Genomic DNA, 24,459 nt, shown 5'->3' with positions numbered 1-24,459 from the left:
CTCTCCCCCTTGGGAGTTGAAGGTTCCACGGGTAGCAACAACGGAGTGTTCCAGCCTTCACGGCGGGCGGCCGCCGCAGGGTGACCCGGAGTCAGTTCGCGTGCAGGGCCGCCACCACGGTCATCCGGCCGACCCGGCGGGCGGGGAGGACGGAGGCCGTCAGGCCGATCAGGACGGTCAGCGCGAGGGACGCGAGGACGAGGAGGGCCGGGGGGCCGCCGACGGTTCCGACGGTGGAGGTGACGGAGCGGGCGGCGGCCCAGCCGTAGGTCAGGCCGAGGGCGGTGCCGGCCAGGGCTGCGGCGAGGGAGAGGAGCAGGGCCTCCAGCGTGAGCATGCGGCGCAGTTGGCGGCGGGACATGCCGATGGCGCGGAGCATGCCGATCTCGCGGGCACGTTCGCTGACGCTGAGCATCAGGGTGGCGGCGACGCCGAGCCCGGCGATGGCGACGGAGAACGACAGCAGGGCCATGCTGACCTTGGTCATCCGGTCGAGGAGGGAGCGGATGGTCTGGGCCTGGGCGGCGGTGTCGGTGACCTGGATCCGCGGGTCGCCGGCCAGTGCGCGGTCCGTGGCGCGGCGGGCGGCGAGGTGGTCGGCGCCTTCGGCGGGGCTGATCCAGACGGTGGTGGCCGGCGCGCCGGGGGCGATGCGGTCCAGGGTCGCGGGTGTGACCAGCAGGAACGCGCCGTCCTGGAGGGTGAAGGGCAGGTTGCTGCGTCCGGGGACGACGCGAAGGCCGGTGCCGGGCTGCCCGGGGACGGTGACGTGAAGGCTCTCCGGTCCGCCGCCGAGGCCGGTGAGCGCCGTCCCGTCGGGCAGGGTTCGGGCCCGGTCGACGTCGTCGGCACGGGGGTTGAGGCGGGTCGGGTCGACGGCGGCCAGCAGCGTCGGGTGTCCGTCGACGTCCACGGTGGCGGAGCGGACCTGGGCGACGGCGAGTTCGGGCTGCCGGTCGAGGGCGGCGAGCGCGTCGGCGGGCAGTGCGCCGCCGCCGGCGACAGTGGCCGCGAAGACGCCGGGCTGGCGGGCGGAGACCACCGGGACCAGCGAGTTGGAGGTGACGTCGAGGGCGGTGACGGCCCCGACCATCACGGTGACGCCGAGCAGCAGGGCGGATCCGGTGGTGCCGGTCCGGGCCGGGTTGAGGCGCAGCTGCTGGGTGGCGAGCCGTCCGGCCGGGCCGGCGAGGCGGCGGGCGGGGACGCCGAGGGCGGCGACCACGGCGGGCAGCAGCCGGTGGGCGAGTCGCAGCACCCCGAAGAAGCTGCTGATCGCACCGAGGGTGACGGCGAGCAGCGACAGCGGCGGCGGTGTCAGCACGCCCAGCACGAGCAGGGCGGCGCCGGCCAGCAGCAGCACCACGGACCAGACGGTGGCGCGCAGCCGGGCCGCGGCGCCGACGGTGCCGCGGGCGCCGCCGAGCGCGGCCACGGGCGGCACCGCGGAGGCCTGCTTCGCCGGTCCGCGGACGGCCAGCAGGGTGAGCAGCACGCCGAACAGGCCGGCGAGCACGCAGGTGGGCGGGGAGGGCAGCAGGTCCAGGTGCACCGGCCCGAGGTCGGCGTACCCGGCCAGGCCGGTCGCGGCGGCGCAGAGTCCGAAGCCGAGGAGCACGCCGGCGGTCGAGGCGCCGATGCCGAGCAGCAGTCCCTGACGGCGGATCAGTCGGCGGACCTGGGCGCGGTCGGCTCCCACGCAGCGCAGCAGGGCGAGTTGGCGGGTGCGCTGCGCCAGCATGACGGAGAAGGTGTTGCTGACCACCATCCGGGCGACCGCGAGCGCGATCAGGACGAAGGACAGCGCGGCGATCAGGACCACGCCGTAGAGGGTCCTGCTCTGCCGGGTCGCCTCGGTCACGGACGCCGCCCGGGTGTGGACCTCGGGTCCGTCGCCGAGGGCGGCGCGCAGGGCCTCGGCGGTGTGGGCGCGGGAGGCTCCGGGTTGGAGGCGGACGTCCAGGCGGGTGGCGGTGACCGGGGCGGCGTACTGTTCCACGGCCCCGGCCGGGACGGCGACGATCGGGTGTCCGGCGAGGCTGGGCGCGCCGCGGCCGTCGAGGGTGCCGACCAGGCGGGCGGTGGTGGTGGCGCCGTCGGGGCGGGCGAATCGGATGTCCGTGCCGGGCGCGGCGTCTATGCGGTGCGCGGTGTCGGTGTCGAGCAGCGCCTCGCCGGGGGCGTCCGGCCAGCGGCCGTCCTTGAGCAGTTGCCAGCGCAGGGCCGGGTCGGCGGCGACGGCCGTCACGGTCGCGGCGGCGTCGAGGGGCCGTCCGTCGGCGCCCTGCAAGGCGCCCTGGCCGGTCAGTCGGAGCGCCACGGCGGCGACGCCGGCGACCTGCTGGACGTGGGCGGCCGCGGCGGCGTCCAGGCCGCCGTTCGCGGCGGGCCTGGTCACCTGGATGTCTCCGGGGCCGACCTCGGCGGCGGCGGTCTGGCTGAAGGAGTCCACCAGGGCCCCGCTTCCGGCGACGGAGGCGATCAGGAAGGCCACGCCCAGGGCGATCGCGGCCCCGCTCAGCACCAGCTGCCGCAGTTGCCCGCGCAGCTCGGCCACGGTGTATCGGTAGGTCGTCATCGTTCCTCGGTTCGCACGCCCCTGACCAGTGGTGATGTGGCGTCAGGCAGCTGCGGACGAGCCTATGGCGGGCAGCTGCGGGGGCCGTCGGCGCGAGGTAGTGATCTTGGTCGACCCGCAGGGCGAGGCCGCCGCCGCCCCTCTCCTCCTGTGGAGGTACGCCGCCCCCGATCCGGCTTGTTGCAAACTGTATGCAACTGCAATTCTGATGCGAGAGTGGTGCGGGCCGATGCCGGAGTCGCCGGTGGTGCTGGGAATCGAGTCGTCGTGCGACGAGACCGGGGCGGGGCTGGTCCGGGACGGGGTGCTGCTGGGGCAGGCCGTGGCGTCGAGCATGGACGAGCACGCGCGGTACGGCGGGGTGGTGCCGGAGATCGCGGCCCGGGCCCATGTGCACGCGATGGCGCCGGTGGTGCGCGAGGCCCTGGGGCGGGCCGGGCTGACGATGGCGGACGTGGGGGCGGTGGCGGTCACCACCGGGCCGGGACTGTCGGGGGCGTTGCAGGTGGGGGTGGCGGCGGCGAAGAGTTACGCGTTCTCGCTCGGGGTGCCGCTGTACGGCGTGCACCACCTGGCCGGGCACGTGGCCGCCGCCGGGCTGGCTGGCGGGCCGCTGCCGAATCCGTGCGTGGTGCTGATCGTCTCCGGCGGCCACACCTCGCTGCTGCTGGTCCGCGACCTCGCCCGGGACCCGATCGTGCACCTCGGCGACACCCTGGACGACGCGGCCGGCGAGTGCTTCGACAAGACCGCCCGCATTCTCGGCCTGCCCTACCCCGGCGGCCCCGCGATCGACCGGGCCGCCCGCGACGGCGATCCGGCCGCCGTCCGACTGCCGCGCCCGCTCACCGGCCCCGGCGACGACCCGTACGCCTTCTCGTTCTCCGGCCTGAAGACCGCCGCCGCCCGCTGGGTGGAGGGCCACCGCGCACGCGGCGTCGAGCCGCGGGTGCCGGACGCGGCGGCCTCGCTCCAGGAGGCGATCGCCGACACCCTGACCCGCAAGGCCGTCCGCGCCTGCACCGACCACGGCATCAACACCCTGGTGGTGGTCGGCGGCGTCGCCGCCAACTCCCGGATCCGGGCCCTGACCGAACAGCGCTGCGCCGCCGCCGGCATCGCCCTGCGGGTGCCCCCGCTCCCCCTGTGCACGGACAACGGCGCGATGGTCGCCGCGATCGGCGACCTCCTCGCCCGTGCCGGCGCCGAGCCCGCCCCGCTGGACGTGTCGATCGACCCGTCCGCGCCACTGGAGTACGCCGCACTGACGCCGCGCCCGCGAGCCCGGCCCGCCGCCTGACGACCGATCAGGCCTGGCTGGTGGGCCTGTCGGTGCATGCCGTGCTCATCACTGGTCGGTCGGCTCCGGGATGCGCCAGACGATCGGGAAGCGTGCGACGTCGGGCAGTCCGATCGGGCCCGGTGGGCCGATCTGCTTGATCAGGTAGCCGAAGACCATGTGGTGGGCCTCCTCGGAGACCTCGTCCCAGGTGTCCGGGGTGACGATCATGACCTCGCGCATCAGACCCGCGTCCGACTCGTTCTCCAGCATCTCCGCCCGGTCCTCGCGATCCATCGTGTCGTCGGCGCGCATCTCCCGGATCGACTCCGCCAGCAGGTTCGGCTCGTGCGCCAGGCGGCGGCGGATCTCCCGGCAGCCGTAGTCGAAGGCCGTCCGGGCGTCCATCATCTCTCGGCCCGGCTGTTCGTAACCGTACGGCGAGCCTTCCGCCGCTCCCACGTAGTCGCCCTTCAGCGCGTGCAGCAGGATCCGCAGCGTGTCTTCGGCCCCGTGGTCCTCGATCTGCCTCACCATGACACGGATCCAGTCGTCCTCCGACACGATCGGATCGTGCGGGACGGCAAGCGAGGGGTGGATCTCGATGGCGGCGAACGGGTTGACCATAATGCCCATGACCAGCTCCGGCGTCCACCTGCCGTCCTCGCCTCCCCAGCCGCTGGCAGCCAGCTCCCGGAACGATTTCATCCCGCCGTCATCGCCCTCCTGAGTCCGGCGCCAGAGCAGCAGGAACCTGCCCCGCTCGGCTTCCACGTCCCTCGGGATGCTGCAGAGCCGCGTCAGCACCAGCACGATGTCGTGAACGGTCTCCCAACGGGGCACCCGGATTCCCTTGATGGCGGTCCGCACGGTCTCGTAGCTGGCCCCCGACAGCGCGTCCTCGTGCGTGGGGATCAGCTCACTCACCTTGCGGAAGCTCAGCTCGCCGGCGGCGCGGTGCAGTTCCTGCAGGGCATCCACCAACTCTCGGTGCGGGCCGTCAAGTTCATTCGGGGAGTCGGTCACAGGACTTCCTTCGCGCAGAGGTCGGGGATAGCAGCGGCACCGTCATGCTCTCCTGTCAAACTGACAAGTTTCGGAACTCGGGCAGCAGGTCGATCTGTCAAACCGTGACCGGTCGCCAAATGCGCCGGTCAGCATGGTGGGAGCGCCAATGGAGCGCACTGTTCGAGGAGTCCGACCGCCATGCACATTCCTGCCTACGCGCATGCCACCGTCCGTGCCGCCCTGCCGGCCCTCCCCACGTCCCGTCAGATGGACGGTCGGGACTGCTGTGCGTGCGGCAGCCCGTTCGGCGAGGAACTCGGTGCGATTCCACTCGGGCCCACCCCGACGACCGGGCTGTTCGCCTGCCGTCCCTGTCTGGAGCGCCTGGTCACCCGGGCCAGGCAGACTCGCGACACCGCGCTGACCGAGGGCGCCGAGCAGGCGCGGGCGGATCTCGCGGCCTGGGAGCCCATCCGCGAGCACTACCTGGCCCGCCTCGACGGAGTCCAGGAGGCGGCGGACGCGGTGGCCGGACTGGCGCAGGACGAGGGCACCCGGCCGCACCAGGTCGCCTGGCTGCTGGTCTCGCTGGAATCGGCCTGGAACTGGCTACCCGACGCGCCGCAGCCGCCCGCCTCCATCGATCCCGAGGACCCCGAACTCAAGGCCTCGGAAGTCCGGTTGAACCTCTCCATGATCGCGGCAAGGGAGGCTGTGGCCGAGCGGCTCGCCTATCACGTGATCAATCAGGCGCAGCCCGCAGAACCGGAGATGTGCGAGGAGCTCGAGTGCCCGGAAGGCTGCTCGGGACGGCACGACTGGTCGGATGTCGACTGCGGGCCGGACGCGATCTTCGAGAATCTGGCGGACCACGGAATCGCCATCGAGGAGCCGCCACCCGCTCCGCCGTCGCCCCGGCTTGCGGCACTCTTCACTCCGCCGAGCCCCGAGCCACCGTCACGGCTCCCCGACATCGAGGAACAGGCCTCGGCCGTGCTGACACACCTGGGCATCGACCTGGACGACACGGAGGTGCTGCTGAGTGCGGCAGCCGTCGGTCTGGTCCATGAGGCCTGGCGGGCGGGGCCGCTCGACGCGATCCATGCCGCGCCTGGTGGACCGAACGACGGGGAGGTCTTCGCGCAGAGCGTCGACCTGTACCGCCGGGCCCGCAAGGCACTGCTGGCCGCCCGGGACGGCGGGCCCGAAAAGCTGGCCGCGTTCACCGCGGTCGCCGTCGATCTGAGCCTGCCGTGGGCCGGCGGTTCCACGTTCACGCTGCGGGCCGTACCGGAACCGGAGGCCGACCCGAACTCCGAGGAATCCGTGACGGAGTTCGTCCAGTACCTCGACAACCGGGTCTGGTTCACGGCGGAGCTGATGCGCGAACGGGGCTGGCGGGCCGCCCTCCTGCACCGGGCGATCTCCGGCGCTTTCATGGCCTCCCGCCACTTCGGCATGCCCGACTGGCCGAAGGTGGTCGCCACCGCGATGCAGCGCCTGGCCGCGCTGGATCGGTCCGATGCGCCGGCGGCGCTCGCCGATCTCGACAAGGTGGAGTCCGCCATGCTCCAGGCACCGGACCGGCTCGGAGTGGAAGCTCTTGAGTGGATCTCCCGTCGCGGCCTGCTCGCCTGACTGAGGGGCGGCAATGGACTGGGACAAGGTAAGTCTGATCATTCTGGCGTCGTTCGGTTGTCTAACACTGCTCTTGACGCAGATCGGCGAAGTGCTGTCGAAGCTGCCGCCGATCATCCGGGCCTGGCGGCGGGTGCGGAGCGAACTGGACGGCGACGGTGACTCCGCCACCCCGGGGCCGGACGCGGACTGAGACGCCGGACGTCGGTGGGCGGGCACGGCAAAGCGCCGGCCGAGGTCGGCCGGCGCTGAGGTGGTGCGGGGAGGAGGGCTGGGACGGCCCTCCTCCCGTTCAAGGGTCAAGCGTCAAGCGTCGGGCTTACCAGTGCGCGCCCGCGTCGGTGGCCGAACCGGAGATGCCGGAGTCGTCCGCGACGGCGAAGCCGCTGAAGTGCTCCACGCTGTTCGGGGAGACGAACGAGCCGGAGCCGGCGATGCCGGCGGTGGTGGCGTTGGCGATGAAGTCGACAGTGGCGAAGTGCGCCTCGGGGCTGCTGCCGCCCATCCCGGCGTTGTCGTCCACGTCGTGGGCGGACGCCAGGCCCGCGCAACCGAGCAGGACGGGGGCGGCGAGGCTGAGGGCGGCGACAGTACGAGTGAGAGCACGCATGAGAGAACAATCCTTCCGAAAACGGAATCCGATTCGGGAAGCAGTGGGCTTCCCTGCACTCCAAGACACACGACGGCCGCTGGGGCGGCCACTCGGCAACGGACCGATTGCTCCCCATGGCCGAGCGACGGCCGAGCGACCCGATCGGCGGGCGGGACGGCGCGTCGGCCCCCACCGCGCCCCTTCGAACGGCCTATCGACCCGCCAGTCGACCGATCGTCAAGGATGAAGCGAAAAAGGGCAGTTGAGGACGAGGTCCGGAACGAAATCGGTTGGCGGGAGCGCGTGCCTAGGATAACTTGGCTCAAAACTAGGAGCCCTAGGGAGGGCGAGAGCGTCATGCGCGCACTGACCGAGCCGGAGATCCGGGCGTCGTTCGTCAACTGCACCAAGGGAGAGGCGAGTCGGGCCCGGTTGCCGCGCGGGCTGGCGGAGCTGGACTGGGCCGGGCTGGACTTTTTCGGCTGGCGGGAGGAAGGGGCACCCGAGCGGGGGTACTTGGTGGCCGAGTTCGAGGGGCGGACGGTCGGGGTGGCCCTGCGGACGGCACAGCGGCCGGGCGCCGGGCGCGGTGGGGCGATGTGTTCGATCTGTCTGACGGCCCATCCGGCGTCGGGGGTCGCGCTGATGACGGCCCGCCGGGCGGGTCGGGGCGCGGCGGAGGAGTACGCCTCGGCGGGCGAGTACTTCTGCAGCGACCTGGCGTGCCCGCTGTACGTGCGGGGCCGCCGGCGGGTGGCCGCGGGCGGTGGGCGGATGACGGAGAGTCTGGGCGAGGAGGCGCGGGTGGCCCGGCTGCGGGCGAACCTGGCCGGATTCCTCGGGCGGGTCGTCCGATGACGGGGCGGGCGGTCGGCGCGCGGGAGCCGCTCGGCGGGCCGGTGGCGCGGGCGGCGGCGGTGCTGGCGGCGGGGGCGTTCGTCGCGTTGCTGGACACCACGGTGGTGGGGGTGGCGCTGGAGTCGTTGGCCCGGCGGTTCGACGCGGGTCCGGCGCAGGTGCAGTGGGTGGCGACGGCGTACCTGCTGGCGATGTCGGCGGTGATTCCGGCGACGGGGTGGGCGGCGCGGCGGTTCGGGGCGGTGGCGTGCTGGACGGGTTCGCTGGGGGTGTTCCTGCTGGGGTCGGTGCTGTGCGGGGCGGCCTGGTCGCTGGGGTCGCTGGTGGCGTTCCGGGTGGTGCAGGGGCTGGGCGCGGGGATGCTGTTCCCGCTGATGCGGATCCTGGTGGTGCAGGTGGCCGGGCCGGCGCGGATGGGCCGGACGATGGCGCTGATCGCGGTGCCGGTGCTGGTCGCGCCGGTGGCGGGGCCGGTGGTGGGCGGGGCGCTGGTCGAGGGCCACGCATGGCGGTGGGTGTTCCTGCTGAACGTGCCGGTGTGCCTGGCGGTGGTGGTGCTGTCGCCGCTGCTGATGCGCAATCAGCGGGACGACGCACCCGGCCGGTTGGATCTGGCGGGCCTGGTGACGGTGAGCGGCGGGCTGACGGCGGCCGTCCTCGGGTGCGTGCGCCTGGGCGGGGGCCGGCCGGTGGGCGACCTGCGGGTGCTGGTGCCGCTGCTGGCGGCGGCGGTGCTGCTGACGGCGCACGGGCTGCTGACGCGCCGTCGTCGGGAGGACCGGGGGCGGGCGCTGCTGGACTTCGGGCTGTTCCGGGACCGCGCGTTCGCCGCGTCGGCCGCCGTCTCGCTGCTGAACAGCTTCGGCCTGTACGGCGCGGTGGTGCTGGTGCCGCTGTTCTTCCAGCAGGCGGGCGGGCGGGGCCCGTTGGCGGCCGGGCTGGTGATGGTCGCGCAGGGGGCGGGCGCGGGCGTGGCGGTGCTGCTGGTCGGGCGGGTGATCGACGCCCGGAGCAATCCGCGGGCGCTGGTGCTGGCCGGGCTGGGCCTGGTGGCCGCGGGTCTGGCGGTGTTCGTCCGGACCGGTGACGCGGAGCCCGGCGGGCTGCTGCTGGTCGCGCTGTTCGTCCAGGGCGTGGGCCTGGCGCTGGCGGCCTCGCCGGTGATGGTGACGCTCTACCACTCGCTGCCGCCGGCCTCGGTGCCCGCCGCGACCACCGTGAACGCGGTCGCGCAGCAGCTCGGCGCGGCGGTCGGTACGGCGGTGGTGGCGCTGGTGCTGGCGCATGCCTCGCACGGGGGTGCGGGGACGGTCGGGGCGTTCCGGACGGTGTTCGCGGTGGCGCTGGGGTTCGTGCTGCTGACGGCGGTGCCGGCCGCGTTCCTGCCGGCGGGGCGGAGGGCTTAGGCCCAGTTCTCCAGCAGTTGGTGCAGGCCGGAGACGATGCGCCGCCAGGAGTCGTCCGCGCTGCGCGGGTGGTGGAAGCCGCCGTTGGCCTCGATGGCGATGAAGCCGTGGAAGGTGGAGCGCAGCAGGCGGACGGCGTCGGTCAGGTGGGGTTCGTCGAGTCGGTAGTGGCGCATCATCGCGCCGGTGAGTTCGACGGTTCGCGCGAGGGCGTCGGTGTCGGTGAAGTCGGCCGGGTCCAGGCGCAGTTGGGTGGCGGCGTAGCGGCCGGGGTGCTGCTGGGCGTAGCCGCGGTAGGCGTCGGCGAAGGCGGTGAGGGCGTCGGCGCCGGAGCGGCCGGCGACGGCGCCCGCGATGCGGTCGTTGACCTCTTCGGTGGCGAGCAGGGCGACCCGGGTCCGGATCTCCCGGAGGCTCTTGACGTGCGAGTAGAGGCTGGCGTCCTTGACCCCGAAGCCGCGGGCGAGGGCGGAGGCGGTGACCTTGTCGATGCCGACCTGGTCGGCGAGTTCGGCGGCGGCGCGGGTGATCCGGTCGACCGTCAGTCCAGCGTGCGCGCCCATGTCTCCCGTCCCGGACGTCGGCCTGTCGAAGCCCGCGTCAGTGTATCCGGGACGGTCGCGGCGGTTCGGGGTGCGACCTTTCGGGGCGACGGGGCGTAGGGAAGGAGGGGGCCCTAGGGGGTCGCCGGATCTCCCCAGGACGTCCACGGGAAAGATCATCTGATTCACCATCAGATGGTAATGTCCCGGACAAAACGGGGGGCGTGGGTGACGCGCGCACCCCGGCCGATCCGCACCCTGGAGCCACCGTGCCCGCACGCCCGTACCGCCGCAGCCTGCCGCTCGCGGCCGCGGTCCTCGCCGCCTCCCTGCTCGCCGTCTCGGCGCAGGCCGACGACCCGAAGCCGGCCGACGCCACGCTGACCGCCGACCTGAACACCCTGCTCGCCGACCCCCGGCTGGCGAGCGCGCAGGCCGGCGTCGAGGTGCTGGACGCGACCACCGGCGAGGTGCTGTTCGCCAAGCAGCCGCAGGCGCTGTTCACCCCGGCGTCCACCCTGAAGACCGTGACCTCGACCGCGGCGCTCGACCTGCTGGGCGCGGACTACCGGTTCACCACCGAGGTCCGCGCCACCGGCACCACCTACGGCGACACCCTGGTCGGCGACCTGGTGCTGAAGGGCGGCGGCGACCCCAGCCTGCTGGTGCAGGACCTCGACGACCTGGCCGCCAAGGTCGCGGCGAGCGGCGTCACCACCGTCACCGGCCGGCTGCTGGCCGACGGCACCCGGTACGACTCGACGCCGCTCGGCCCGGGCTGGGCCTGGGACGACGAGCCGTACTCGTACAGCCCGCAGATCGCCGGGCTGACCGTCGCCAATGACGCCGAGTACATGATGGACACCGTCCAGGTGACGGTCACCCCGGGTGCGGCCGGCGAGGCCGCCCAGGTGACGCTGAACCCGGCCGAGGCGCCGATGAAGTTCACCGGCGCCGTCACCACCGGCGCGGCCGGCAGCGGATCGAGCGTCGGCGTGGACCGGCGCCGGGGCAGCAACGACGTCGCGCTGTCCGGCAGCATCGCGGCCGGCGCCGCGCCGGTCACCTCCTGGCTGACGGTCGAGGACCCGAGCACGTACGCCGGGAAGGTGTTCGCGGGCGCGCTGGCCAGGCACGGCGTGCGGGTGGTGCGCGGGGTGCAGTCGGCCTCCGGCTCGGAGACCTCGCAGCCGCTGGCCTCGCACCAGTCGAAGACCCTCGCCGAGCTGATCGTCCCGATGCTGAAGATCAGCAACAACGGCATCGCCGAGCACCTGACCAAGGAGATCGGCAAGGTCAAGGGCGGTCGCGGCGACTGGGCGACCGGCATCAACCAGGTCAACGCCTTCCTGACGGCGAACGGCATAACCGGCCCGACCACCCGTCAGGTGGACGGCTCCGGCCTGTCCCGCTACGACCTGACCACCCCCGCCCGGATGGCGGGCCTGCTGAAGCTCGCGCAGGACAAGCCGTGGTTCGACGCCTGGTACAACGCGCTGCCGGTGGCGGGCAACCCGGAGCGGATGGTCGGCGGCACGCTGGCCGCCCGGATGCGCGGCACCAAGGCCGAGAACAACGTGCACGCCAAGAGCGGTTCGATGGGCGGCGTCGACAACCTGCTCGGCTACGCGACCGCGCCCGACGGCCGCAAGCTGGCGTTCGTCGTGATGGTCAACAACTACGCCGGCACCAGCCCGCGCCCGGTGGTCGACGCGATCGCCGTCCGGCTGGCCGCCGGCCCGGCCGCCACTGCCCGGCTGAAGTCCAACTCGCTGGTCGCGCCCGCCGGTTCGGGTGACAACGCCACCGGCACCCGGTGGGAGGACTGCGAGACCCTCGCGCACTGCTGACGCCTGCCGACGCTTCGTCACCACGGGCCCTGCCGCACTGCGGTGGGGCCCGCGGCCGTTCGCGGGCGCTCGAAAACTCCCTCCATCAAACGCTTGATCGACGCCGACGGGCGCGCGTACGCTCCCCCACCATGAGCCAGCACCGGACGGCCGCCGAGGCGAGCCGGGAACGGATCCTCACGGCCGCCACCGACCTGTTCGCGCAACACGGTTACGACGGCACCACCACCCGGACGATCGCCGGCGCGGCCGGACTGAACGTCGCCACCGTCGCCTACCACGTCGGCACCAAGGCCGACCTGTACCGCGAGGTGATGCGACGCGCCCACGAGGCCGAACGCGCCGCCGTCGACGCCGCGTTGGCCGAGTTCGCCCGGACCGCCCCGGCCGAGCCGGCCCGGGCGGCCGCCCGATTCGCCGACCGCTACCTGGACTTCTGCCTGGAACAGCCGCACGTCCCCGCGCTGTGGATGCACCGCTGGATGGCCGACGCCGCCGAGTTCGCCGACCTGGAGGACCGCTGGGCCCGGCCGCTACTGGAGGCGGTCCGCGACCAACTCCTCTCCGCACTGCCGCAGTTGACGCCCGACCGGGCCGAGTTCGCGGTGTGGACGGTGCTGTGGACCACGCACGGCTTCTGCCGCTCGACGATCCGCGCCCAGGCACCGCGCTTCCGCACCCACCTGCGGGCCCTGGTGCAGCGCGAACTCGGCCTGGACGGAGGCGCGTTGTGACCGAACGCGCACTGTCGCGACGGGAGCTCGCCGGGTACGCGGTGGGCTCGATCGGCACCGGCATCCACTCCACCGTCCCCGGCCTGCTGCTGCTCTACTTCATGACCGACGCGCTCGGCGTCCCGGCCGGCGTCGCCGGCCTGGTGGTCGCCCTGCCCAAGGCCTGGGACGCCCTGTTCAACCCGATGGTCGGCGCGGCCAGCGACCGCGAGGCGCTGCGCACCGGGCGCCGCACCCGGATCCTGCTGGCCGGCACGCTCGCCCTGCCGGTCGCGTTCGCCGCGATGTTCCTCTCCCCGCTCACCGGCGCCGGCGCCGCCGCCTGGGTCACCGTCGCCTTTGTGCTCGCCTCCAGTGCGTTCGCGCTGTTCCAGGTGCCGTACGTGGCGCTGCCCGCCGAGATGTCGGAGCAGCCGCGGGTCCGCACCCGGATCATGGTGTGGCGGATCGTCTGCCTGACCATCGGCATCCTGGTCGCGGGCGGCCTCGCCCCGGCGCTGGTGTCACTGGCCGGCGGCGGGCGCGGCGGCTACGCCGTGATGGCGGTGGCCGTCGCCGCGCTGCTGCTGGTGACGCTGCTGATTCCGACGCTCGGCGCCCGCCGGGTGCCCGCCCGGCCGGGCGCGGAGCCGCTCGGGCTGCGGGCGGCGCTGCGCACCGCGCGCGGCAACCGGGCGTTCTTCGCCCTGCTCGGCGCGTTCGTCACGCAGGCCGCCGCGGTGGCGATCATGCTGGCGGCGGCGCCGTACGTCGCCACCTACTGGCTGGGCGGGTACGGCCTGACCTCGGTGCTGTTCGTCTGCCTGGTCGCGCCGAGCGCCGTCGCCGTCCCGCTGTGGGGCCGGGCCGCCGCCCGCTGGGGACGGCTGCGCTGCCTGACCGCCGCGACCGGCCTGTTCGTCGTCGCCTCGGCGGCGCTCTGGCCGGCGGCGCGCGGCGACGTCGGGGTCGGGCCGGTGCTGGTGCTGTGCGCGCTGCTGGGCGTGGCGTACGCGGCGCTCCAGGTGCTGCCGCTGTCGCTGCTGCCGGACACCGTGCACGCGGACGCGGCGCGCACCGGCCGGCTCCAGTCCGGGGCGTTCACCGGGCTGTGGACCGCCGGGGAGACCGCAGGACTGGCCGCCGGGCCCGGGCTGTTCTCGCTGGCGCTGGCCGCCGCCGGGTTCGTCTCCTCCACCACCGACCACCCCGTGGCGCAGACCGGCGCCGCCCGGGCCGGCGTGCTGCTCGGCTTCAGCCTGGTACCGGCCGCCCTGATGCTGCTCTCGCTGCCCGCCCTGCGCGCCTACGGCCGCCGCCGCGCCGCGCCCACCGCCGTCGACTCACCCCTTGGAGCCGAGACATGACCACCGCTCACCCCGGTCTGCCGCAATTCGGCCGCCCCGCCGAGGAGTTGCCGGCCGAGCTGCGGGCGATGACCGCCCGCGACCTGCCCACCCGGGGCGGGCGCACCACCGCGTACACCTACGACGCGGGACGGCCCGACGTCCGGGAGGCCGCGGAGCGCGCGTACCTGGCCATGCTGGACGTCAACGGCCTGGACCCGACGGCGTTCCCCAGCATCGTCGCGCTGGAGCGCCAGGTGGTCGGCGCGGTCGCCGGCCGGCTCGGCGGGGACGACAGCACGCCGGGGATCTTCACCAGCGGCGGCACCGAATCGATCCTGCTGGCCGTGAAGGCCGCGCGGGACAGCCGTCCCGGGATCGCCGAACCGGAGATCGTCGTCCCGTCCACCGCGCACGCCGCCTTCTTCAAGGCCGGCCGCTACCTGAAGGTCAAGGTGGTGGCGGTGCCGGTGGACCCCGGAACGTTCCGGGCGGTGCCGGCGGCGATGGCGGCCGCGTGCACCCCGAACACCGTGCTGGTGGTGGCCTCCGCGCCCTCGTACGCGCACGGGGTGGTCGACCCGGTCTCCGAGATCGCCGCCGACGCGGCCGGACGCGGACTGCCCTGCCACGTGGACGCCTGCGTGGGCGGCTGGCTGCTGCCGTGGCTCGCCGAAGCGGGCGCGAGCGTCCCCGCGTTCGACCTGTCGGTGCCCGGGGTGACCTCGCTCTCCTGCGACCTGCACAAGTTCGGGTACGCGCCGAAGGGCGCCTCCGTCCTGCTGTTCCGGGACCGGCCGATGCGGCTCGCCGCGTACTTCGCCTGCGCGCAGTGGCCCGGCTACCCGGTGGTCAACTCGACGGTCCAGAGCAGCAAGGGCGCGGGGCCGCTGGCCGCGGCCTGGGCCACCCTGCAAGTCCTCGGGGCGGACGGCTACCGGGAGTTGGGGCGCGCCGCGCTCGGCGCTGCGCGCCGGCTGATCGCGGGTGTCGAGGGGATCGACGGGCTGCGGGTGCTCGGCTCGCCGGACGCGACGCTGGTCGCCCTCGGCGCGACGGACGCTTCGCTGGACCTGTGGGAACTGGCGGACGAGGCGCGCGCCCACGGGTGGTTCCTCCAGCCCCAGTTGAGCGTCGACGGGCTGCCCGCGAGCCTGCACGTGACCCTCACCGGCGTCAGCGAGCACGGCGTCGACGACCTGCTCAGTGCCCTGCGGGCCGCGGTGGCCGCCGTCCGGGCCCGTGGGCCGGTCGCTCCGCCGAGTGAACTGCTGGCGATGCTCGGGCAGTTCGACCTGGGCGAGCTCGATGATGCGACGTTCGCCACGCTACTGCCTGCGGCGGGCTTCGGGCCGTCGCGCATGGCGGGCGTCAACCGGCTGCTCGACGCGCTGCCGCCGGCGCTGCGCGACCAGCTGGCGACACGGTTCCTGTCGGTGCTGTACAGCCCTTACCTGGACGGGAACTGACGGGGGCTGCGCAAGCAGGAGCGTGGGGGAACTGCGCGACAGGCGCACACCACGTCCGTCAGGTCGCGATCACGCGCAGGTCACTGTCCTGGGTCGCGATCTTGCGGTGGGGTGCGTTCCCCTTCGCGCAGTTCCCCGCGCCCCTGGTTGTGCTCTCACTGGTTTCGCACCCCTATCCGGGAAGCAGCGCGGCCAGGCCGTCCGCGAGGCGTTGGAGGCCGAATTCGAAGCGGGTGTCCATGTCCGGGTCGGTGAGGTCGTCGGCGAGGGCCACCAGGTTGGGGTAGGTGGCGGGCGGGAGGGCGCGGAAGGAGTCGCCTGCGGCGCGGGCGACTTCGCCTCGGCTCGCGCCGGCGGCCTCCGCGGCGGAGAGGGGGGACTGCTCCTGGAGGACGAAGCCCTGGACGTAGGCGGAGAGCAGGTAGGAGGCCATCGCGGCGTCGGCGTCGGCGAAGCCGGCTTCGCGGAGGCGGTCGAGCTGGTCCTCCAGGACGGCGAGGATGTGCGGGCCGGGGGTGAGGCGGCCGGCGACGACCTTCGCGGCGTCGCGCTTGGCGAGCAGTAGGGCGCGGTAGGCGCGGCCGTATTCGAGGAACTGGTCGCGCCAGGTGCCTTCGCGGGGCGGGAGTTCCGCGTCGGCGAGCAGGGCGTCGGTGAGCAGGTCGAGGAGTTCTTCCTTGTTGCGCACGTGCCAGTAGAGCGAGGCGGCTTTGACGCCGACCTCGGCGGCGACCTTGCGCATGGACAGGCCGGCCAGGCCGTCGCGTTCGAGGACGTGCAGCGCGGCGGCGGCCAGGGACTGCCGGGTGAGGGTGGGCTCGGCCATGCGGGGTTCCTCGGGATGGGTGGTGCGGGGCGCTGATCGCGCTTGCAATCTAACACTGTTAGGGCCATTCTTGGGGCTCCAGCAGCCCCTAACACCGTTAGGGGCGACTTCGGCGCACCCTGGAGGGGACGGTTTCGGTGGAGGGTTCGGTCAGTCCGCGCCACAAGTGGCAGGCGCTCGGCACGCTCTGCGTCACGATGTTCATGGCGATGCTGGACAACGTCATCGTCAACATCGCCCTGCCCCGGATCGGCCGGGACCTGGACGCGGGCATCAGCGGCCTGCAGTGGGTCGCCGAGGGGTACAGCCTGGTCTACGCGGCGCTGCTGCTCACCGGCGGCACGCTCGGCGACCGGTACGGCCGGACCAGGGTGTTCCGGTTCGGCCTGGCGCTGTTCACGGTCGGGTCCGCGGCGGCCGCGCTGGCCGGCGACATCGGGGTGCTGGTCGCGGCGCGGATGCTGCAGGGCGTCGGTGCGGCGCTGCTGACCCCGGGCAGCCTGGCGATCCTGCGGCAGGTGTTCACGGACGAGAAGGAGCGGGCCCGGGCGATCGGCCTGTGGTCGGGGGTCTCGGCGCTCGGCCTGTCGATCGGCCCGGTGATCGGCGGCCCGATGGTGGACGCGTTCGGCTGGGCCAGCGTGTTCTGGATCAACGTCCCGGTCGGCGTGCTCGCCCTGGTGCTCGCGTACCGGGTGCTGCCGGCGATCGCGCCGCGCGAGCGCCGGATCGACGTCGCCGGGCTGGTGCTGTCCGCCGCCGGTCTGGGCGCGCTGGTCTACGGCCTGATCGAGGGCCCGGGCCGGGGCTGGACCGACCCGGTGGTGCTGGCCTGCGGGGCCGCGGCGGTCGTCCTGCTCGCCGCCTTCGTGCTGGTCGAACTGCGGGTCGCGGAGCCGATGTTGGAGCTGCGACTGTTCAGCGACCGGGTGCTCGCCGGGGCGCAGCTGAGCGGGCTGATGGTCAGTTTCGGGATGTTCGGCGCGCTGTTCTTCCTGCCGTTGATGCTCCAGGGCGTGATGCGCTGGTCCCCCACCGACGCCGGGTACGCCGGCCTGCCGATGACGGCCGTGATCATGCTGGCCGCGCCGCTGTCCGGCGGGCTGACCTCCCGTCACGGGCCGCGCCTGCCGCTGGTGCTGGGCATCGCGCTGTGTGCGGTCGGCCTCGGCGGGCTGTCGCTGTACGGCGGGCACGCGCACTACTGGTCGTACGTGTGGACGCTGGTGGTGCTGGGCTTCGGCATGGGGCTGACGTTCTCGCCGGTGTCGATCGCGGTGCTCCAGCGGGTCTCCCCGGCGCAGACCGGCATGGCCTCGGCCACCATCAACACGCTGCGCGAACTCGGCGGCGTGCTCGGCATCGCCGTCCTCGGCGCCGTCCTCACCAACCGTCTGACCGACTCGCTCAGCACCGATCTGCCGAGGCTCGGCGTGCCCGTCGGCCAGGTCTCGCACGCGGTGTCCGCGCTCACCGGCCACGGCGCCGACTCCGCTGCGGCGCCCACTCCGGCGCCCGTGCAGGCCGCCGTCGACACCGCGTTCGTCGACGCGCTCCACCTGGCGCTGCGCTGCGGCTCGGCCGCGCTCGCCGTCACCGCGGTGCTGGTCGCCGTCCTGCTGCACCGCGCGGCCGTCCGGCAGCCCGCGCCGGGCCCCGAGCCGGTGCCGGTGGCCTGACGGCCCGTCGGCCCGGTCAGTCCTGGTCGAGGCCGAACAGGCGGATGTTGCGGAAGGCCCCGCCGTACGCCTCCGCGGTGCCCTCGTGCAGCAGGACCGCGACGGGGCCGGAGCGGTGCGGCGGGCTCTCCATGGAACCGTTCGTGAGGCCCGCCGCGGCGGTGTGCAGGCCCGGCCAGGTGTCGTGCACCCAGCGTGCGGTGGCCGCGGGCGTGCTGTCCGGGTAGTCGAGCCGGGCGCAGTCGGCGAGGAAGTCGTCGGCCCGGGGTTCGGCGGTGGCGGCCGTGCAGGTGACCGTCAGGAGGGAGCCGCTCGGCGCCCACGTGGCCGCGATCCAGAACACGGCCGTGCCCGCGTTGTGGCCACTCCGGAGCAGGCCCGGTCGGGGGAAGTCGTACGTGGTGGGGGCCTCCAGCGTGACGTGCCAGGTGGCGGCCAGGCGGTTCAGGTAGGCCTCGCCGGTGTACTCGGCGCGGATCACCGCCGCGTCCGGGTAGCGCACCGTCTCCGTCCGGGAGAATCCGGTCGGCCAGTGCGCGGGATCGACCGGAGGCGGGTCCGACCGCGAGGGCTGCGGCACGACCGTCCCGGCCGGGGACTCGCCCGGCGACAGCCCGACAACCCTGTCGCCCGTCTCGTGGTGCGCCGAACCGGAGCACCCCGCAAGGAAGGTGAGCAGCACAGCAGCGAAGGCGGTGCGCCGGGCGGCGCGGATGGGACTCACATCGCTCCCTCGGGGGCCTGCGGGCAGCGGCGGGCGCCGCACCCGGCCCCGACCGTACCGGGTCGCTCCCGGCCGGCGCGAGGGATCGGTGACGGGTCATCAGTTCGCCCGATGCGGTAAAGCATGGTCAAAGTACGCACCGAACCGCGTACCGGGCGGTATGCGGCGATGTGGTGAACTTCGCTGGGCCCGGCGGCCGGGTTTCGCTAGCATGACCCGCTCAAGTGGTCGAACCGACACCGGTGTTGGGGGATGGCGTGCGCGACGTGGGCCCAGGCGGCAGTGGTGGCGGGTTCCAGGTGAATCCGGACGAGCTGGACGGGGCGGGGCAGACCGCGCAGGTGGTCGCCGAGCGACTGCCGAGCGCCACCACCCGGGTGCTCGGTCCGTCCGACAGTGCGGAGGGCGGGCTGCGCGGCTGGCTGACCGGCAGTGAGCTGGAGGCCTGCACCGGCGCGTGGAAGTCGACGCTCGACCGGCTGTCCGCGGAGATGGACCAGCAGGGCGGCAACCTCCACCGGACCGCCGCCAACTACCGCAGCGCCGAGCAGGTCGCGGGCAGCACCGTCACCGCGGCCGGCGGGCGGTGAGCATGGACGTCCCCACGCTCCGCGACGCGGACCCGCAGCGGCTGTTCGGCGCCGCCGACGCGTACCGGGCGCTCGCCGACGCCGTCGCCGACGACGCCCAGCAGTGGCAGGCCGGGGTGGACAACCGGGTGCGGGACTCCGGGTGGACCGGCGCCGCGGCCGACAGCGCCCGGCAGTCGCTGTCCCGGACCACCGGCAGGCTGTTCGCCGCCCACCTGGAGCTGACCCGGATCGCGCCCGTCCTGCGGGAGGGCGCGGAGGCCTTCGTGCTGGCCCAGGCCGACCTGCGCCGGGCGCTCCAGGAGGCGCAGGCCGGCGGGTTCGAGGTCTCCGACGACGGCGGGATCTCCTGGCCGCCGCCGACCGCCGCCGAGCGGCACGACCCGGACGCGCCGGACCGCGCCCGGCAGGGCGCCGACCTGCGCGACCGGATCGGCGAGGCGCTGTCGAAGGCCGCGCACGCCGACCAGGTGACGGCCCAGCGGCTGCGCCAGTACACCACCGACGCCCGCACCGGCGCCGGCCTCGACCCGGGCACGGCCGCGATGCGGCTGAACAGCACGCTGATGAGCGCGTTCACCGGCAGCGAGGACCTGGTGCTGGCGGGCATGCCGGACCAGAACGCCTCGCCGACCGAGGTGAACTCCTGGTGGAAGTCGCTGCCGGCGGACGAGCAGCAGCGGATGATCGCCCAGCACCCGGACGAGATCGGCAACCGCAACGGCATCCCCACCCCGGCCCGCGACCAGGCCAACCGGATCAACCTCGACCGGATGGTGAACGACCTGTCGTCCCGGCAGAACCTGTCGGACTGGGACAGGAAGAAGCTGGACGGCTTCCGCGCGATCCAGGGCCGCCTGAAGGACGACCAGGGCAAGCAGCCGCCCGCCTACCTGATGGTGATCGGCGACCAGGGCCAGGGCCGGGCGGCGATCGCGTACGGCAACCCGGACACCGCGGACGACGTGGTGGCGTACGTGCCCGGCCTGAACACCGAGGTCAAGAACATGGGCGCGGGCGACGCCAACCGGGCCCGCGACCTGTGGCAGTCCGCGCACGACATCGACCCGACCCGCAAGACCGCCTCGATCGCCTGGCTGGGCTACGACGCCCCGCAGGCCAAGGGGATCAGCCCCGACGCGCTGGCGGTGGCCGGCGACGCCCGGGCCAAGCAGGGCGGCGAGGCCTACCAGGGCTTCCTGCAGGGCCTGCGCGCCTCGCACGAGGGCCAGCCGGCGCACCTGACCGCGCTCGGCCACAGCTACGGCTCGTTCACCGTCGGGCAGGCGGCGCAGCGGCCGGGCGGCATACCCGCGGACGACATCATCCTGGTGGGCTCGCCCGGCACCGGCGCGCAGCAGGCCTCCCAGCTGGGCGTGGACGGCTCGCACGTGTGGGTGGGCGCGGCCGAGCACGACCCGGTCTCGCACCTGCCGAGCCACGCCGAGGCGAAGGGCATCGGCATCGGCGCGGGCATCGGCGGCCTGCTCGGCGGCCCGCCGGGCGCCGTGCTCGGCGGCTTCATCGGTGACAAGATCGCCGGGCACGGTGATCCGCACGAGCTCTGGTTCGGGCAGGACCCGGCGAGTTCCGAGTTCGGCGCGCACCGTTTCGACGTGGCGGACGGCCCGCTGGGCTTCCAGTCGCACTCGGACTACTGGAATCAGGGCGACGGCCGGGACGGCCACTCGCTGCGCAACATGGGCATGATCGTCTCCGGTCACGGTGACCGGGTGATCGGACAGGACCGGCGATGAACGACTTCGCGGCACCCCACCCGTCGGCCGCGCTGCTGGCCGCGAAGGCGGCGGTGGACGAGCTGCTGGACTCCGCCCCGACGGCGCTGAACCCGCCCGCGGACTGGTCGGACGGCCCGTACGTGGCGGTGGAGCACGAGCACCCGTACACCCGGGAGCCGGACGGCACCGCGCACCTGGAGAAGCGCCGCTACCTGATGACCCGGCTCTCCGCGGACCGCTACCCGGAGCTGCTCGCCCAGCTGACCCGGGCCTGGCGGGCCCGGGGCTGGCGGGTGGCCGGCGAGGACGACCCGGTGCTGCCGCTGCTGCGGGCCGAGTCGCCGCTCGGGACGGTCGAGTTGCGGATCGGCATCCCGGGCAACGCGACCCTGCTGGCGCGGGTCCAGGACGTGCCGCCGAGCGGCACCTCGTACCCGTTCGGCGGCGACTCGACCGTTCCGATGGGCCCGGACGGCGTGATGGACACCATGCCGCGCCGGCACGACCCGTTCTGGTCGGTGTGACGCCGGTGGGCGGCCGGACGAGGCTGGCGGCGGCGGGCGCCGTCGCGGCGCTGCTGCTGGGACCGGTGCTGGCGGGCTGCGGCTCCGCCGGGGCGACGGGCGGGGCTTCGGCGCCGGCCGCGGACCTGGCCCGGGGCCGGCTCCAGGAGCTGGTGGACGGCACCACCTCGGCGCTGACGCCCGCGGTGCGGTTCGCCGACGACGCGTTCCGCTCGGTGCCGCACGAGAACGCCCGCCGGGACAACGACGGCAGCGCGCAGTTGACGCTCCGCCGGTACGTGCTGACGAAGGTCTCCGAGGCCAACCGGCCCCGGCTGCTGGAGCAGGTCCGGGCGTACTGGACCGGCCGCGGCTACACGCTGACCGAGAACTCGGCGTACGAGGCGGGCGCGCGGACCTCGGACGGGACGGGCGTGACCGTCAGCATCGGCGTGCCCGGCAATGTGACGGTCGCGGCCACCGCGAAGGTCAGGGACCCGGGCGCCACCGAGCCGTTCGGCCCCGCCCCGAGCCCGCTGCCGACCGGCGCCGACGGGAGCCCCGACACCGTGCCGCGGTTCACCGACCCGGGCTGGTCATAGGCTCCGTCCGGCGTTCGACGTGGACGAACCGTGCCGGACCGGGTCTGATCGGACGTCAGCGCAGGTGACGTGGGCGGCATTTGGTGGACCGCCCTAGGGGTGGCGTGGCCATGCTGGCTATAGTCGCCCATGATCTAGCCGGAACGGCGGCCGGCCGAGGGATGTCCCTCGGTATTGCCATTGCCGCCTTCGGCCATGCCGCCATGCCGTCCGGAGCCCCGGGCCGTCGTCAGTTCCGCCGTTGACCACGGGGAGAGACGACGACCATGGCACACACGACCGGGCGGGGGCGCACCGCGCTCGTCGCCGTCATCGGCGGGGCGCTGCTGCTGGGCGGCTGCGGCAGCACCGGTGCCTCCCAGGAGAGCAAGGTGGACCTGCACGCGCTGCTGCCGGAGTCGGTCCGCAAGGCCGGCGTGCTGAAGGTGGGCACCTCGTTCACCGCCGCGCCGGTGGTGTACCGCAACGACCGCAACGAGGCGGACGGTCTGGACCCGCACCTGGCGGAGAAGCTGGGCGCGGCCCTCGGCGTCCGGCTGGAGCTCCAGGACGCCGGGCCGTTCGCGAACGTGCTGCCCGGCCTGATGAGCCACCAGTTCGACATCGCGATGTCCGGCATCACCGACACCCGCGAACGCGAGGAGGGCCTGGACAAGGACGGCAACCAGACCGGCCCCGGCGTGGACTTCGTCGACTACTTCATGGCGGGCATCGGCCTCGCCGTCAAGAAGGGCAACCCGCAGAACATCACCGACATCGACCACCTGTGCGGGCACACCGTGGTGGTCAAGAAGGGCACCACCCACGACGACCTGGTGCAGCGCCAGGCGAAGGTCTGCGGGCACGACTCGAAGCCGCTGAAGATGGTGGAGACCGACGACGACACCTCGGCGCTGGAGAAGCTGAAGGGCTCGGCGGACGCGTTCATCACCGACTACCCGAAGGCCCAGTACGCGACCCGGACCGTGGACAACGGCAACGCCTTCCAGATCGGCGGCGCGCAGATCCAGCCCCGGCCGTTCGGCATCGCGGTGCGCAAGGAGGACGCGGCGCTGCGCGACGTGCTGATGCGGGCGATGAACCGGCTGATCACCGACGGCACCTACGACCAGGTGCTGGCCGACCACGACCTGGCGGTCGGGGCGATCCAGAACTCGGTGATCAACGGCTCGACCTGAGCGTCCTTACGGGGCCGATCTGCCGGGCCGATCTGAGGGGCCGAACGCTCAGTGCGCGCGCAGCGCCAGCACCGCGACGTCGTCGGTGAGGGCGCCGGCGTGCCGGCGGACGTCCTGGGCGAGGAAGTCGACCAGGGTGTCCGGATCGGTGATCGGCAGCGTGCCGAGCCGGGCGGCCAGCGGGTAGAACTCGCCGTCGCGGTCCCGGGCCTCGGTGACGCCGTCGGTGTGCAGCAGCAGGCTGTGCCCGGGCGGCAGCGCCACGCCGGTGGGCGCCGGGGCCGGGCCGGGGGCGAGGTGGCCGAGGCCGAGCGGGAGGTCCTCGGCGCAGCGGACGGCGGCGACCGTGCCGGGGGCGACCATCAGCGGGGCCAGGTGGCCGCGGTTGACCAGCTCGAACCGGCCGGTGAACGGGTCGTGCTGGAGCAGCACGGCGGTGACGAACAGCTCGCCGTCGCCGCGCTGCTCGGCCGACCGCCGCACCTGGCGGTCGAGTTGGGCGGCGAGGTCGCCGAGGTCGGCGGTCTCGTGGGCGGCGATCCGGAACGCGCCGATCACGTCGGCGACGGTGCGCACCGCCTCCAGGCCCTTGCCGCGCACGTCCCCCAACAGGATCCGGGTGCCGTGCCGGGTCTCGCACACGTCGTAAAGGTCGCCGCCGATGCCGACGTCGGCCTCCGCGGCCCGGTACAGCCCGGCGGCCCGCAGTTCCCCGACCCGGGCGGGGACGGGGTGCAGCACGGTGTGCTGGAGGGTTTCGGCGACGGTCCGCATCCGGACCAGGTCGCGGGCCTGGCGGCGACGCTGGATCGACAGCCCGGCGCCCATCACCCCGGCCAGCACGGTCGCCAGGTACGTCCACAGGTGGTGCTGCTCCTGGAAGTGCCCGGCCCGCAGCGCGAGCAGCGCCTGGAGCCCGACGGTCACGGCGGTGGCGCCCGCCACCACGGCGGGACCGGCGCTGAACGCGACGACCACCGGCAGCACCGTCAGCACGAAGCCTGCGGCGACGACCCGGGGCACCGACTCCTCCAGCGCCAGATCCGCGACCAGCAGCAGCACCGGCAGGACACGCACCCACAGCGGGGTGCGCAGCGCCTCGGCCATGGCGGCTTCCCAGCGGGCGGCGGCCCGGCGGTCAGGAGCCTGGGCCGGCTGGACCCGCACAGGGTCGACGGTGGGCGCGGGCATGCTGACCTCCTTCGGCGGGTGCCCTGGTACGGGTGCGATTCACTTCCATCGTCCCGTGCCGTCGGCCGGGGCCACCCCTTACCAAAGTCCCGACGAATTGGGCCTTTGGGCCCGATTGGAGCATATTTCACCTGCTTCGGTGGCCTGC

22 protein-coding genes are annotated in these 24,459 nt (G+C 73.8%); 15 read left to right on the top strand and 7 right to left on the bottom strand.

Features of this window, described 5'->3' with window-relative positions; all coding sequences use genetic code 11:
* Window positions 1-91 precede the first annotated feature (91 nt).
* A complete protein-coding gene (locus ACIQF6_RS15670) occupies window positions 92-2,578 on the bottom strand; it encodes an FtsX-like permease family protein (RefSeq protein WP_400894732.1) in 2,487 nt (828 codons plus the stop codon).
* Window positions 2,579-2,807: 229 nt separating this feature from the next.
* Between ACIQF6_RS15670 and tsaD the strand changes: the two genes are divergently transcribed.
* A complete protein-coding gene (gene tsaD, locus ACIQF6_RS15665) occupies window positions 2,808-3,878 on the top strand; it encodes a tRNA (adenosine(37)-N6)-threonylcarbamoyltransferase complex transferase subunit TsaD (RefSeq protein WP_400894729.1) in 1,071 nt (356 codons plus the stop codon).
* Window positions 3,879-3,926: 48 nt separating this feature from the next.
* Here the strand turns inward: tsaD and ACIQF6_RS15660 are convergent, their stop codons facing one another.
* Window positions 3,927-4,883, bottom strand: a complete 957-nt coding sequence (locus ACIQF6_RS15660; protein WP_400894727.1) for a hypothetical protein — start codon at window positions 4,881-4,883, stop codon at window positions 3,927-3,929.
* Window positions 4,884-5,063: 180 nt separating this feature from the next.
* On the opposite strand from ACIQF6_RS15660, the gene ACIQF6_RS15655 reads away from it, so the two are divergent.
* A complete protein-coding gene (locus tag ACIQF6_RS15655) occupies window positions 5,064-6,503 on the top strand; it encodes a hypothetical protein (protein ID WP_400894725.1) in 1,440 nt (479 codons plus the stop codon).
* Between the two features lie 13 nt (window positions 6,504-6,516).
* The gene (locus tag ACIQF6_RS15650) at window positions 6,517-6,696 is read left to right on the top strand and encodes a hypothetical protein (protein ID WP_400894723.1); all 180 of its coding nucleotides are present in this window, start codon (window positions 6,517-6,519) and stop codon (window positions 6,694-6,696) included.
* A gap of 126 nt (window positions 6,697-6,822) precedes the next feature.
* On the opposite strand, the gene ACIQF6_RS15645 is transcribed toward ACIQF6_RS15650, so the two are convergent.
* On the bottom strand, window positions 6,823-7,113 hold the full coding sequence (locus ACIQF6_RS15645; RefSeq protein WP_400894721.1) for a hypothetical protein: 291 nt from the start codon (window positions 7,111-7,113) through the stop codon (window positions 6,823-6,825).
* Window positions 7,114-7,452: 339 nt separating this feature from the next.
* On the opposite strand from ACIQF6_RS15645, the gene ACIQF6_RS15640 reads away from it, so the two are divergent.
* Window positions 7,453-7,953 carry an FBP domain-containing protein gene (locus ACIQF6_RS15640; RefSeq protein WP_400894719.1) on the top strand — a complete coding sequence of 167 codons (501 nt, stop codon included), beginning with the start codon at window positions 7,453-7,455 and terminating at the stop codon, window positions 7,951-7,953.
* A complete protein-coding gene (locus ACIQF6_RS15635) occupies window positions 7,950-9,359 on the top strand; it encodes a DHA2 family efflux MFS transporter permease subunit (protein ID WP_400894717.1) in 1,410 nt (469 codons plus the stop codon). The genes ACIQF6_RS15640 and ACIQF6_RS15635 overlap by 4 nt, the downstream gene beginning before the upstream one ends.
* Here ACIQF6_RS15635 and ACIQF6_RS15630 read toward each other — a convergent pair.
* Window positions 9,356-9,922, bottom strand: coding sequence for a TetR/AcrR family transcriptional regulator (locus ACIQF6_RS15630; protein WP_400894714.1), 567 nt, complete (start codon window positions 9,920-9,922; stop codon window positions 9,356-9,358). The genes ACIQF6_RS15635 and ACIQF6_RS15630 overlap by 4 nt on opposite strands.
* A gap of 248 nt (window positions 9,923-10,170) precedes the next feature.
* Between ACIQF6_RS15630 and dacB the strand changes: the two genes are divergently transcribed.
* The 4 genes from dacB to ACIQF6_RS15610 all read left to right on the top strand — a co-directional run bounded on the left by dacB (window position 10,171) and on the right by ACIQF6_RS15610 (window position 15,279).
* The gene (dacB, locus tag ACIQF6_RS15625; protein WP_400894712.1) at window positions 10,171-11,751 is read left to right on the top strand and encodes a D-alanyl-D-alanine carboxypeptidase/D-alanyl-D-alanine-endopeptidase; all 1,581 of its coding nucleotides are present in this window, start codon (window positions 10,171-10,173) and stop codon (window positions 11,749-11,751) included.
* Between the two features lie 131 nt (window positions 11,752-11,882).
* Entirely contained in the window at window positions 11,883-12,485 is a 603-nt protein-coding gene (locus tag ACIQF6_RS15620; RefSeq protein WP_400894710.1) for a TetR/AcrR family transcriptional regulator, read from the top strand.
* Window positions 12,482-13,831 (top strand): MFS transporter, encoded by a 1,350-nt coding sequence (locus ACIQF6_RS15615; protein WP_400894708.1) that lies wholly within the window; start codon window positions 12,482-12,484, stop codon window positions 13,829-13,831. Before ACIQF6_RS15620 ends, ACIQF6_RS15615 begins: the two co-directional genes overlap by 4 nt.
* A complete protein-coding gene (locus ACIQF6_RS15610) occupies window positions 13,828-15,279 on the top strand; it encodes a pyridoxal phosphate-dependent decarboxylase family protein (RefSeq protein WP_400894706.1) in 1,452 nt (483 codons plus the stop codon). Before ACIQF6_RS15615 ends, ACIQF6_RS15610 begins: the two co-directional genes overlap by 4 nt.
* A 172-nt stretch (window positions 15,280-15,451) precedes the next feature.
* Here ACIQF6_RS15610 and ACIQF6_RS15605 read toward each other — a convergent pair whose 3' ends face one another.
* Window positions 15,452-16,105, bottom strand: coding sequence for a TetR/AcrR family transcriptional regulator (locus ACIQF6_RS15605; RefSeq protein ID WP_400894703.1), 654 nt, complete (start codon window positions 16,103-16,105; stop codon window positions 15,452-15,454).
* A gap of 137 nt (window positions 16,106-16,242) precedes the next feature.
* Between ACIQF6_RS15605 and ACIQF6_RS15600 the strand changes: the two genes are divergently transcribed.
* Window positions 16,243-17,784 carry an MFS transporter gene (locus tag ACIQF6_RS15600; RefSeq protein WP_400894700.1) on the top strand — a complete coding sequence of 514 codons (1,542 nt, stop codon included), beginning with the start codon at window positions 16,243-16,245 and terminating at the stop codon, window positions 17,782-17,784.
* Between the two features lie 16 nt (window positions 17,785-17,800).
* Here ACIQF6_RS15600 and ACIQF6_RS15595 read toward each other — a convergent pair whose 3' ends face one another.
* On the bottom strand, window positions 17,801-18,508 hold the full coding sequence (locus ACIQF6_RS15595) for a hypothetical protein (protein WP_400894697.1): 708 nt from the start codon (window positions 18,506-18,508) through the stop codon (window positions 17,801-17,803).
* A gap of 299 nt (window positions 18,509-18,807) precedes the next feature.
* On the opposite strand from ACIQF6_RS15595, the gene ACIQF6_RS15590 reads away from it, so the two are divergent.
* From ACIQF6_RS15590 to ACIQF6_RS15570, 5 genes are all read left to right on the top strand, one after another.
* Window positions 18,808-19,098 (top strand): hypothetical protein, encoded by a 291-nt coding sequence (locus ACIQF6_RS15590; RefSeq protein ID WP_400894695.1) that lies wholly within the window; start codon window positions 18,808-18,810, stop codon window positions 19,096-19,098.
* A 2-nt stretch (window positions 19,099-19,100) separates the two neighbouring features.
* Complete coding sequence (locus ACIQF6_RS15585; RefSeq protein ID WP_400894693.1) at window positions 19,101-20,855, top strand: alpha/beta hydrolase; 1,755 nt, start codon at window positions 19,101-19,103, stop codon at window positions 20,853-20,855.
* Window positions 20,852-21,361, top strand: coding sequence for a hypothetical protein (locus ACIQF6_RS15580; RefSeq protein WP_400894691.1), 510 nt, complete (start codon window positions 20,852-20,854; stop codon window positions 21,359-21,361). The genes ACIQF6_RS15585 and ACIQF6_RS15580 overlap by 4 nt, the downstream gene beginning before the upstream one ends.
* Window positions 21,358-21,942 carry a hypothetical protein gene (locus tag ACIQF6_RS15575; protein ID WP_400894688.1) on the top strand — a complete coding sequence of 195 codons (585 nt, stop codon included), beginning with the start codon at window positions 21,358-21,360 and terminating at the stop codon, window positions 21,940-21,942. Before ACIQF6_RS15580 ends, ACIQF6_RS15575 begins: the two co-directional genes overlap by 4 nt.
* Before the next feature lie 266 nt (window positions 21,943-22,208).
* Window positions 22,209-23,120 (top strand): transporter substrate-binding domain-containing protein, encoded by a 912-nt coding sequence (locus tag ACIQF6_RS15570; RefSeq protein ID WP_400894686.1) that lies wholly within the window; start codon window positions 22,209-22,211, stop codon window positions 23,118-23,120.
* A gap of 48 nt (window positions 23,121-23,168) precedes the next feature.
* On the opposite strand, the gene ACIQF6_RS15565 is transcribed toward ACIQF6_RS15570, so the two are convergent.
* Complete coding sequence (locus tag ACIQF6_RS15565) at window positions 23,169-24,311, bottom strand: PP2C family protein-serine/threonine phosphatase (protein WP_400894683.1); 1,143 nt, start codon at window positions 24,309-24,311, stop codon at window positions 23,169-23,171.
* Between the last annotated feature and the right edge of the window lie 148 nt (window positions 24,312-24,459).

This window comes from Kitasatospora sp. NPDC092948 (assembly GCF_044754805.1).
Classification (GTDB): Bacteria; Actinomycetota; Actinomycetes; order Streptomycetales; family Streptomycetaceae; genus Kitasatospora.
Note: the sequence above shows the minus strand (reverse complement) of the source record. Positions and strands in the feature narration are given on the sequence as shown.

What these genes read in the sequence shown, in the direction of transcription:
- ACIQF6_RS15565 (WP_400894683.1), bottom strand. Translation starts at nt 24,311, where the DNA reads ATGCCCGCGCCCACCGTCGACCCTGTGCGGGTCCAGCCGGCCCAGGCT.
- ACIQF6_RS15635 (WP_400894717.1), top strand. Translation starts at nt 7,950, where the DNA reads ATGACGGGGCGGGCGGTCGGCGCGCGGGAGCCGCTCGGCGGGCCGGTG.
- ACIQF6_RS15570 (WP_400894686.1), top strand. Translation starts at nt 22,209, where the DNA reads ATGGCACACACGACCGGGCGGGGGCGCACCGCGCTCGTCGCCGTCATC.
- ACIQF6_RS15605 (WP_400894703.1), bottom strand. Translation starts at nt 16,105, where the DNA reads ATGGCCGAGCCCACCCTCACCCGGCAGTCCCTGGCCGCCGCCGCGCTG.
- ACIQF6_RS15610 (WP_400894706.1), top strand. Translation starts at nt 13,828, where the DNA reads ATGACCACCGCTCACCCCGGTCTGCCGCAATTCGGCCGCCCCGCCGAG.
- ACIQF6_RS15580 (WP_400894691.1), top strand. Translation starts at nt 20,852, where the DNA reads ATGAACGACTTCGCGGCACCCCACCCGTCGGCCGCGCTGCTGGCCGCG.
- ACIQF6_RS15670 (WP_400894732.1), bottom strand. Translation starts at nt 2,578, where the DNA reads ATGACGACCTACCGATACACCGTGGCCGAGCTGCGCGGGCAACTGCGG.
- ACIQF6_RS15655 (WP_400894725.1), top strand. Translation starts at nt 5,064, where the DNA reads ATGCACATTCCTGCCTACGCGCATGCCACCGTCCGTGCCGCCCTGCCG.
- ACIQF6_RS15640 (WP_400894719.1), top strand. Translation starts at nt 7,453, where the DNA reads ATGCGCGCACTGACCGAGCCGGAGATCCGGGCGTCGTTCGTCAACTGC.
- ACIQF6_RS15630 (WP_400894714.1), bottom strand. Translation starts at nt 9,922, where the DNA reads ATGGGCGCGCACGCTGGACTGACGGTCGACCGGATCACCCGCGCCGCC.
- ACIQF6_RS15650 (WP_400894723.1), top strand. Translation starts at nt 6,517, where the DNA reads ATGGACTGGGACAAGGTAAGTCTGATCATTCTGGCGTCGTTCGGTTGT.
- tsaD (WP_400894729.1), top strand. Translation starts at nt 2,808, where the DNA reads ATGCCGGAGTCGCCGGTGGTGCTGGGAATCGAGTCGTCGTGCGACGAG.
- ACIQF6_RS15620 (WP_400894710.1), top strand. Translation starts at nt 11,883, where the DNA reads ATGAGCCAGCACCGGACGGCCGCCGAGGCGAGCCGGGAACGGATCCTC.
- ACIQF6_RS15645 (WP_400894721.1), bottom strand. Translation starts at nt 7,113, where the DNA reads ATGCGTGCTCTCACTCGTACTGTCGCCGCCCTCAGCCTCGCCGCCCCC.
- ACIQF6_RS15585 (WP_400894693.1), top strand. Translation starts at nt 19,101, where the DNA reads ATGGACGTCCCCACGCTCCGCGACGCGGACCCGCAGCGGCTGTTCGGC.